We start from the raw sequence: 11,856 nt of genomic DNA on the forward strand, positions 1-11,856 counted from the left end.
TCCTTCGCAAACGGGTATGAAGGAAGGCTTATCAGACGCGGTTTGGCCGCCTCGCCATACAGTTTAACCCAATTAACCGCGACACCTTTGACCCATAAATCCGCAAGCTTGGCGTATTTTCTCTTTCTGACCCAAGCCTCAATAGCCATTGCCAAGTCCTCATCAGCAGAAAAAATGGCCAACGCTTCTTTGTTTCGATTCGCCTGTCCGCGGAAGAGCCCTTCAGTCCCTTCCTTGCTGTCAACATACGCTTGCAGTTTTTCTTCAAGCTCCTGCATTGTGCCCGCAATACAAGCCATACGTTCATCCATTTCTTCCCGCCCGACTTGAAGCGTGTAGGCGATACGGTGCAGATCTTGATCTGTATACTTTTTGTCACGAATGGCACCCAGCAATTGTGCAGCCCGATCCATTAGCCTTTGTTTATTTTTAGCCGACAGCACAATAATGTTCGGATGTTCAGTAAGCGCATGTCGGGAACCTGCTTTTGGAATGTATTCTTCAATCACAATATGGGCGTTTAGTCCGCCAATCCCAAAAGAACTTATTCCTGCCCGGCGCGGGATTTCGTTCCCGTTCCGGTCTTTGACAGCTTTCCATTCCTCTTTTTCTTGAACAATGTAAAATGGACTGTCAGTAAGCTGCAGGTAAGGATTGAGCGTATCGCAATGCAGGCTTTTGGCCAAGGTTTTATGCTTCATCTGCAGCAGTACCTTAATCAGGCCTGAAATACCCGCTGCCAGCTCCAAATGGCCGATATTGCTTTTAACTGAGCCGACCCCGCATCGATGATCCGGAATTTCCGGCTGTGTGTGCTCATCCCTATTAGACAGTTCTTTAAACGCGGCTTTCAGCCCGTTTATTTCTATCGGATCTCCCAATTCAGTCCCCGTTCCGTGCGCTTCGATATATGTGACTGTACTCGGATCTATGCCTGCACGGCGATATGCACGCACCAGCAAATCAGCTTGCGCCTTCGGATTAGGCGATGTCAGAGTATTGGCTCTTCCTCCGTGATTTTCTGCCGTACCCCGAATGACGCCGTAAATATGATTCCCATCGCGCTCAGCATCTGCCAGCTTTTTCAGCATGACCATTCCGACACCTTCTCCTCTGACATAACCATTCGCATCAGCAGAGAATGTTTTACATCTACCGTCTTTGCTCAGCATGCCAGCTTTGCTGTAGCTAATGTGCGCCTCCTCGGTTAATATCGTGTTCACGCCTCCAGCGATTGCCATCTCACAGTCGCCGCTTTGCATGGCAGTCACAGCACGGTGAATCGCAACTAGCGAGCTTGAACAAGCCGTTTCTACCGGTTCACTTGGACCATGGGTATTTAAGAAATAACTCATTCTATTCGGACCGACCGAAGGAATCATATGGCCTGTTGCGGCATGACCTTCAATCGGCAGATTTTCTTTATTAAATAAATCTTTATATCCTGTATTTCCTGTGCCGATAAAGATGCCTGTCCCTGTACCTGAAAGGCTCTGCGGCGAGCATCCGGCATCTTCTATCACCTTCCATGCATATTCCATTAACAGCCTCTGTTGAGGATCTACATAATGGGCTTCACGGGGTGATATCCCAAAAAACAACGGATCAAATTCTGCTACACCATCAATAAATCCGCCCCATTTGATGTCAGTCTTATTGGCTTCTGAGTCAGGATTTCCAAAATGCTCCCGCCAATCCCAACGGTCTTTCGGGACTTCCGTGATACTGTCTTTGCCTTCCTCAAGATTTCTCCAGAATTCATCTATGTCATTGGCTCCAGGGAACCGGCCGCTGATGCCGACAATGGCGATCGGCTCATAATCGGCAGTCTGATTTGTGTTTCTTTCCTCTTTTGGCATAACAGTCTGTTTAAAGCGCTGTTTTCTCCTCTTTGTCATGCTTGGAGCCGCAGGAGCTGTTTCTTCATCTTTTTCAGGAACCGATGATATTACGTTCTCCTCAGCAAAAGCCTCCTTGTATTCATCTATCAGATAGTCAGCCAAACTTTGAATCCTTCCATATTCAAAGAAAATGGTCGGTGTCAATTCCAATTGATATGCTTCGTTAATCTGATTCGTAAATACAGTGAATGAAACTGAATCAAAGCCATACTCACTCAGCTCTGTATTGATATCGATATCATCAACGTTCACTTTTAAAATGACGCTGACCATGTGACTCAATGAAGCTTGCAGGCTGTCTGCAGCAGGTAAAGAGTTGGATGGTTCATCAGTCCCGCTGACGGCTACATCTTGATGCAGCCATTCATCCTGATACTCAGACATTACATATTCAGCCAGGCTTCGTATGCTTCCGTATTCGAAGAAAATGGTCGGCGCTAACTCCAATCGGTACACTTCATTAATCCGGTTTGTAAATACAGTAAACGTAACCGAATCAAATCCGTACTCGCTGAGTTCTGCATTGATATCAATATCTTCAGTGTTTACTTTTAAAATCTCTCCGACCATCTGGATGAAAGACTGTTCCAATTTACGGGTTTGGCTGTTATGTTTATCTGCGCTTTTATGATCCGTCCGTTTGATTTTAGACCCGGAAGAGAGCAATTTTTGCTTCATTTTCGCAAGCTGACCTTCCATCACGAATACTTGCGGTTTTTCTGAAGCGATTCCTTGATAAAGGGCTTTAATGCCGTGATCACTTTGCATCGGGACCATTCCTGCGTTTTTCAACATACTCTTTTCAATTTCAGCATCAACTTGCATACCGCCCTCTTTCCATAACGGCCAGTTGAAGGAAATGGTTGTGCCGTTCCGCTTCTTAGACACGGCAAGCGCGTTTCTGTACGCGGCAAATGCATCCATAAATGTATTGGCTGCTGCATAGTCTGCTTGTCCAGTGTTTCCTAAACATCCGGACACAGATGAAAACAAGATGAAAAAGTCCAACTGCCAATCTTTGCTGCATTCATCTAGATAAAACAAACCGTTCACTTTTGGCTGTAACACTTCTTGAAACTCTTTATTTGTTTTATGCACAATGAAGTGATCTTTTATGATGCCTGCACCGTGAAGAATTCCATTGAGATGGCCGTACGTCTCTTTGATTTCATCCATGAGCCGTGAGACCGCCTTTTGATCTCCAACATCAGCCTGTTTATAGATAACCTCTGCACCCAACTTTCGGAGAGCCTCAAGCTCCTGCTCCTTATACTCACTTAAGACTGAGCGTCCCGTAAGAATGATGGCCGGATGAACGGCTCGATTGGCAATTTCTTTTGCAAACAAAAGACCTAAGCTCCCCGCTCCACCTGTGATAAGGTAAACGCCATTATCCTTCCATGGCATATGAAGCTCAGCAGCCGCCGGACGCGCTATTTCACGCCAGCCTTTGACAAAGCGGTCTCCAGCTTCATATTTGATCTGTTTGTCATCAGGCCTCTGACTGTCGTCTATCAGCTTTTGATGAAGACCAATGATCTCTTCCAGATTCTCGATCTCAATGATCTGAGCTGTAAGTTTGCTGTACTCCAATTCTGCTGTTTTGAGTAATCCGGACATTCCCGCAAACAATTGCTTCTCGCCTTTCCCCGGCACAATCACTTGAATGATCAGATTAGCTTTAGAGCGAATTTTCTTTTGTAGGAGTTCAAAAACCTGCTGTGTATAGCTTTGAAAACGTTCAGCGATATTCCCCTCAGTTTCATTCAGAGTAATGACATGCACATTCTGCATGCGGGATGCAATGCCGTCGCTGACCTTTCGTTCGGTTTCACAGAAGACAACGAGATGCTCTCCGTAAGATGTCACATCTTTAGCGATCACCTCATCCTGCTTATTCCAAATCGGCTCGAGCATTAACCGCTCATGTGTAGCTGCAGGTTTTGGCGAATGAACTTCTCCTTCCAATACTCTTGTTGAAAATCCCTTCATCCTTACGCATACGTCCCCAGTCTCGTCAAACAAATCGATATCCGCTTTCTGCACCATATCTCCGCCGTGATCACCGTCACTTAACCGGGCATATGCCCACATCGCAGACGTACATCCTTTGATCACTTCAAGTTCTTCAAGCGCAAACGGCAAAATCAATTTTTGCTCAGTAAATTCCTGCATGATACAGATTGTGGCAGCCTGAACAGCGGAGTCCATCATACTTGGATGCAGCACAAAACGTTCCTGTGTGTCAGAAACAGATGCTGGCAGCTGCAATCGTGCCAAAACCTCTCTGTTTCCGATATTCACTTTCTGAATTCCTTGGAATGCCGGACCATGAAACATTCCTCTGCTTCTGCCTTCCTCGTAAAATTGGTGAGGCGAAAGCTCCTTCCGGCTGCAGCGGCGCTGTAATTCACCAAGATCCCAAGCCGGCTTTTCTGCTGCAGTTATCAGTTCCGCACTGCCTTGACTGTGTATGGCTGAGTCTGACCCTTCTCCGGTACTGTAAATGTCATATGTGATTTTCCCACCCTCTTCTGGAAAGAGACTGATATGCACATGAACCGGCTGACTCTCAACCACTACAGGCTGAACCCAAACGGCGTGATTCAATTTGATTCTGACATCCTGTTCGTTCGTGCTGCCTGTCGCCTTGTTTACAGCCATTTGCGCCATTTCAAGGTAGGCAACCCCAGGGAGCACCGGCTTCCCTCTCACCACATGATCTGTCAGAAAGAATTCCTCACCTGTAAAAACTGAACTGAATCTCTGCTCAGAAAAGTCTGACGTATTTTGATGAAGCAGCGGATGCAATGCACTAACGCCTGTCTGTTTAGCAGACATTCTTCCCGAAAGCTTGTGATCATCCTGTGATGCCCAGTATCGTTCCTTTGCAAAAGGATATGTCGGCAAACTCATTCTGTTTGGACGCACATCTTTGTAAAGCTGTAGCCAATCAATATGCGCTCCTTTACTCCATATCTCCGCCAGCTTGTTCACTTTTCCTTTTGCGAGCCACTTCCCAATCAGTTCCGCGCTGTCTTCATCCTCTGTCAGCCATGAAACATCCTTGGCTTGCTGCTTCTCTCCTTGATAACAGCCTTCTATTGGTGAATTTCCATTGATAAAATCAGCCAGCCTTTGTTTTAACTCATCCACATGATCAGCGATAAAGGCAACCCGATATTCCATTGCTTCTCGCCCGACCTGAAGGGTATAAGCAAAATCAGCCAGACGGCCGCTTTCAAGCCCTCTTCTTTCCAAATGAACCAGAATGCCATGTACATACTCATGCAGCCGCTCTTTATTTTTTGCCGATATCGGAATGATGCAGGCCCCTGTTTGTTTCTGATCAGCAGAAACTGTTTTGTATTGCTCGAAAATCGCATGAGTGTTTGTCCCGCCAAGCCCGAACGAACTAAGTGCAGCCCTGTGCGTTTTTATTTCATTACTCAATGCTTTCTTTTGATCGACGACGTAAAAAGGAGAATGAGCTAAGTCTGTATTTGGATTCGGATCCTTATAATTGATGCTAGGAGCAAGCTCATTATGGTAAAGGCTCATCACCACCTTAATGCAGCCTGCCAGCCCGGCGGCCGTATCAGCATGTCCGATATTGGATTTGACCGATCCGATTCCGCAAAATTGTTTTTTATTTGTATACTGCCTGTAAACTGCCGTCAACGCTGACAGCTCGATTGGATCTCCAAGCTTCGTACCTGTACCGTGCGCTTCCACATAGCTGATGGATTCAGGCTGAATATTCGTTTGATTCATGACCTTTTGAATCACGTCCGCCTGTCCTTTTACACTTGGAGCATAAAAGCCGACTTTGTCAGCTCCATCGTTATTTACGCCTATGCCTCTTAACAACGCATAGATGTGGTCGCCGTCTTTTACGGCATCCGCTGCTTTTTTGAGCAATACAACGGCAACGCCCTCACCGCCAATCATTCCGTCGGCAGAGGCATCAAATGCCTTAATATGCCCATCGCTTGAAAAATTCAAACCTGACTGATGCACATATCCGATATTTGACTCGGTGTGCAATGTCGCTCCGCCGACCAAAGCATACTTAGATTCACCAGACATCAGGCTTTGATAGGCGGAATGTAATCCGATTAAAGAAGAAGAACAATTGGCATGAACGAAATAGCTAGGCCCTTTCAATCCGAGCTTATGAGAAATCATCGTCGGAATGGTTCCGCTCTGTGCAAGCACCCACGATACATAACCGTCCGGCGTTTCAAGGCTCTCCGTTGTTTCTTTTGGCAAGAGCGCGCGATATGAATTATTGCTTGCTGACATATAAACACTCGTTTCCGGAATCTGTTTGGACACGTAACCTGCATCTTCTATCGCTTTCCAGGATTGAGTCATGAGCATCCGCAGCTGCGGATCCATAAATTCAGCATCTTTAGGTGATATTTGAAAGAAGCTAGGGTCAAACTCGTCCTTCCCTTCAATCGAGGATTTAGCCGGGACATACCGTGAGCTCTCAGTCAGTTCCTCTGAAACACCAAAACTCCGAAGCTCTTCTGTACTGAAAAATTTAATACTTTCCTTGCCGTCTCTAAGGTTCTCCCAAAACTCAGCATGGTTTTTCGCACCTGGAAATTCACACGATATCCCAATAATCGCTACACTGTCCTCATAATAATCCGGAAGATCACCAGTAACATTTTGCATGTGAATAGGCTTATCTGACTTTTCCGCTGATGCTAAAGTCAAAGAGAAACCAGTATCCGCCATTTGCTGTTCAGTGATATATTTACTGATGCCTTTGATCGTTGAGTATTCAAACAAGTCTGTGACAGTAAACTCACAGGATAGTTTATGCTTGATGCGTTCGGCCGCCGTAACAGCGAGAAGCGAATCGCCTCCCACATCGAAAAATCCGTCTTCCTGCTCAATGTCATAAACGTTCAGTACATCTTGCCAAATAGATAAAATAGTTTCCTGTATTTTCATAGAAGCAATATTCCCTTGCCTTGGCTGCTTCGCTGTCACTTTTTGTTTCTTCAGAGTATTTCTGTCTATCTTGCCGTTCGGTGTTAACGGCATATGGTCAAGCTGGGTAAAATAAGAAGGCACCATATAGGCTGGTAAACTGTTTTTTAAATAATTCCGCAACTCCCTTGATGATAGAGATAAATTTGCATCTTTCACTGTATAATAGGCAGCGAGCTTCTCGTCTCCATCCTGTTCAGCTGCAAGAATGACGCTTTCCTGAATAGCCGGATGTTCATTAAGCCGGCTTTCAATATCGCCAAGCTCAATGCGGAATCCGCGTATTTTCACCTGGTTGTCGATGCGGCCGATATATTCAATCCTGCCTCCCGGAAGCCAGCGTGCCATGTCACCAGTTCTATAAAGCTTTGACCCAAGCTCAAAAGGGCTGTCTATAAATCTTTCATTCGTCAATTCACCCTGTTTGTAATAGCCCTTTGCCACTCCGTCCCCCGCAATGCAAAGCTCTCCCGGGACACCAGCCGGGACAGGCGTTAGCTGCGAATCGGTAATATAAATCCGGGTATTTGCGATAGGCCGGCCTATCGTGATGTGAGAGCTTTCTTCATTCACACGCTGGACCGCAGACCAGACTGTTGTTTCCGTAGGTCCGAACATATTCCAGGCTTCGCTGTCCGTATTGAGAAAATGCCGCTTTAGTTTTTCAGGTAAGGCTTCGCCTCCGCATAGAATCTTGACTCCCTCTTCATTTTTCCAGCCTGAATAAAAGAGCATTTTCCATGTCGCAGGGGTTGCTTGCATGATTGTCGGTCTCAAATCTTGTATGTCGCGCTTCAGTTTTTCAACGTCTTTTGTATGTTCAGTTTGGCAAATATGGCACTGCGCCCCCTTTATCAAAGGCAGATATAGCTCTAAAGCAGCTATATCAAAACAGTAAGTTGTCACAGCAAGCAGGCTATCCGCTGATGAAAGACCGGGCGTCTCACCCATGGAAACGAGAAAGTTTGTCAACGCTTTATGCGAAATCATGACACCTTTTGGCATCCCTGTGCTGCCGGACGTATAAATGACATAAGCCAAGTTTTCCGGCTTGACGGTGCGCGAAAGAACACGTCGATCAAAAGCGGCTTGAGCTATATCATCCCAGTCCTGATCTAACAAAACTGTCTGAACCCCATTCCAGCTTAAAGTATTGGCCAATTCGGAAGTAGTCAGTGTAATGGAGACTTCACTGTCCTTCAGCATGTATTCCAATCGCTCAGCCGGATAAGACGGGTCTAACGGCACATATGCTCCTCCTGCCTTGAGAATCGCCAATAAACCCACAATCATTTCCAGCGATCGATCCACATAGATACCTGCCAAGCGATCCGGCCCCGCTCCATGCGCCTGCAAATATATGGCCAGCTGTGTGCTTTTTTCATCAAGCTCCCGATACGTCAATGTTTCACCTTTATAGCTGACAGCCGCCCGATTAGGCGTCTTTTTCGCCTGCTGCTCAAATAACTCATGAAAACACGCATGTGGATAATTCTTTTCAGTAGCGTTCCACGTTCTGAGAATCATTTGTTCCTCTTCGTCAGTTAATAAGGAATACTCTTTTAAAGTCTGAGAAGGACTCCCAACAGCCTGTTCTGTTAAATAAACAAAATGATCGAACATAGCGGAAATAGAAGCGGTATCAAACAGCCCAGTATTGTATTTGATGTTCAGCTCCATTTTTTCTTCTTCTTCCCATAGCTCAAACACCAATTCGTATTCACCCTCTTGATGAATACTCTCAACGAAATCAACAGAAAAGGAATCCTTATATTTACTCAACATACTTTGATAACTTCCAGTTTGAAGAAAATTCTGATAGAAAAAAGCTGTCTGAAAAACAGGTGAACCTGCTTGCTGGCGAGAAATATTCAAATCCCGCACCATTTTTGGAAAAGGATAAGCCGCATGATCCAGTCCGTCGAGGATTGTGAATTGCAATCTCGAAACAAACTCAGAAAAAGTTTCTCCCGCTTTCAGTTCACCCCGGATAGGCAGCATATTGAGAAAATGCCCAATAGAGGAATCAAATCGCTCTTCAGGTCTCACCATCGCAGGCATGCCGACGATCAGTTCTTTCTGATCGCAATAACGGCCTAACAGCATCATATAGCAGCTCAGCAATACTGTTGAAACATTTGTAGAATGCTCTTTGGCAAACGATCTGACATGCTTCATTAAACTGCTGGGCAGCCGCCGAGCGTATGTGTCTTCCTTAAACTCTGAAACGGACGTACTGGTGCTTACAGCCGGCAGCTGAAGATTCGGCAATGTGCCCGATAGCTGTTTCCGCCAGTACGAACGATGTTTCCCGCCGTCTTCACCGGCAAGCATGTACTGTTCCCAAGCGGCAAAATCATGATAAACGGCCGGTGAAACAGACTCTTTCGGCTCCTGTCCTTCTAATAGAAGCTTATAGCTGTCAAAAAGGCTGCGAATAAACGTCAGGGAAGAAATCCCGTCAAAAATAATATGGTGAATAACCACAAGCAAAAAGTGCTCTTCTTCTGATCTGGAAAAAACACGGACGCGCATTAACGGGCTGTTTTCCTTTACATACGGTTCTTTTACTATTTTTCTAAGATAAGCAGTCGTGTCAGACTCTTTCATACCTGAAATGTCTTCTGTTTTGATATCAAGAGACAGCGCCGGCTCATTTTTGAGGCAAGGCACTCCGTCTTTTTCTTGAATCACATGCTTTAATATCGGATGCTGTTTCAGCACATAGTGAAAAGCTTGCTTTAAAGTTTCAAGGTGAAGCGCTGACGTAAATCGAAAACAGAGAGGTACGTGATACGCGCTATTTTCAGGTGACATTTTTTGCAATGTCCACAAACCTTTTTGAACTTCAGAAAGAGGTTGAAAGGCTGCCTGCTTTTTTTTCGCCTCTTCTGATTGGGGTGCGTCAATGCTATCTTTGTCACCAGACAGGCTGCTCCGCAAATCTTCTTTTTCAGACAGATAGTTGGCCAGAGATTCGATTGCAGGATACTTATATAACTCTCTGGCTGTGAGTCTGATGCGGTATTTTTTCTCGACCGCCCGAATAAGCTTCATCATCTTAATAGAGTCAATACCGAGGCTTTGGATATTGGTGTTGGGCTCAATCCAATTGCGGGAAACATGAAGCTCATCAGTAAAACAGCTGAGCAGATATTCCTGTATATCTTCTCTTATTCTTTTGGCATCATCTGCTTCTTGTGTCTCTCCCTCACCGTTTATACGGTTCGGTTTGTGAAGCAAGTGGTCGAACTCTCCATTTTCAAATGCCGTTTTCAGCTGCGTGCGCTGAATCTTTCCTATAGCTGTTTTCGGAATCTCTTCTTTATGCACCGGCAGTAAAAATTCGGGAGTCACACCGATTGTCTGCGTGACATGATACTGTATGTTTCTAAGAAGCTGAACGATTTCATCATCATTCATCTGGGTGGAAGTAACAAAGAAGATAGCCAGCTGATCCGTTGTATTGTTATTCACACGGACAGCACAGGCGGCAGTATAAGAAGTTTCGATTTCCGCTAATTCTTCAACTGCGGATTCAATCGCATGGCTGTAGTAATTGACACCATTAATAATAATCGCATCTTTCGTACGGCCCGTAATGGTTAGACGCCCATTGCGCAAAAAACCGAGATCGCCAGTTTCAAACCAGCCATCCTCCGTAAACACACTCTCATTCAAATCCGGGCGCCGATAATATCCGCTGGTAACAGAGAGGCCGGAGACTTGAAAACGGCCGATCTCGCCTTCCTCAACCAATTCATTATGGTCATCCACAATCCTCATGGAGAACCCAGGAATCGGGGAGCCTATTTCCACAAAACCATCATCATCGCTTGTTGCGGCACGGGTAAACTCACGAGAGAAAATCACGCCGGATGAAGTTTCGGACATGCCCCATGCAGGGCGAATCGCATCAGCAGGCAATCCGTGAGGTTCTAAAAGCTCTAGCATTCTGCGCCCGACTTTAGCGACCATCGCTTCACCGCCATTGAGCATATAGCGCATGGATGACAGATCCCAGTTTCGATTTTTCATTTCATCAGAAAAATCAGTGACCAGTCCGAAAGCAAAATTCGGCGCCCACGTAACAGAAGCACGGTAATGATCAATCCAATCAAGCCATTTTAGAGGTTCCATCAAAATCGTTTCACTTGCGACGTTGATTTCTTGGCAGCCAAGATAAACATCCCGCAAATGAAGCATCCCGATGCCTCCGACATGATCAAACGGCATCCAGTTAAACGTGATATCCTCTCTTGTAAAACCTTGCATTTGAATAATGCCTTTCACCATGCTTAAAATATTTTTGTGATTGAGCATGACTGCTTTGGGAGTGCCCGTACTCCCTGAAGTCAGCAGCAGAAGCGCCAAATCTTCAGGATGAGCTTGATGCCAGTCGGTTTCCATCTCATCACAGTAAAGATCCTCGACAGCCAAGGCGCGAAAACCTTCAAGTTCTTGCTCTTTTGCCCAATCAATCATTTCCTGAAGCAATTCCCGACTCGTAATCACCGGCGGCCGGTCAAGAAGTGTCCATGCGTCTTTCAGCTTTTGAGTCCCGCTGTTCGACTCTGTGTACGTTGGGGCTACAGCTAAAGGAGCCGGAACAATTCCAGTTGAAACACAGCCCCAGAAAGCAGGGATAAATTGTGAATTGTCACCAAGCTGCAAGATCACATTATCCTTTGCTCTCAGGCCAGATTGACGGAGCCCCTTCACAATACGCAGCGCGTCCTTCCATAAACGGCCGTAAGATTGATGAATCTCAGTTCCATCCGGCTGCAGATAAATGATCCCCTTTGTTTCTCCAAGCTCCGCTGCAGTTTTGTATAAAACCTCGGGTATTGTGGCCGGTTGATCTTCGGATATATGTAATGGCTCCCCATAACTGACAGAGGGATTAGCTAATCCGCGGGTATTCACATCATTTCTCATAGAGCTGCCT

Annotated in this window: 1 protein-coding gene (only partly in view); it reads right to left on the bottom strand. The window is 45.7% G+C overall.

What is annotated here, in order from left to right:
• Positions 1–11,846: the 5' portion of a non-ribosomal peptide synthetase gene (locus UJ203_RS06065; RefSeq protein ID WP_322009121.1), read on the bottom strand. 3,310 nt of this gene lie to the left of the window's left edge; only the first 11,846 of its 15,156 coding nucleotides appear in the window; its start codon is at positions 11,844–11,846; its stop codon lies beyond the left edge, outside the window.
• Between the last annotated feature and the right edge of the window lie 10 nt (positions 11,847–11,856).

Source organism: Bacillus sp. V26 (genome assembly GCF_034296245.1).
GTDB lineage: Bacteria > Bacillota > Bacilli > Bacillales > Bacillaceae > Bacillus > Bacillus halotolerans.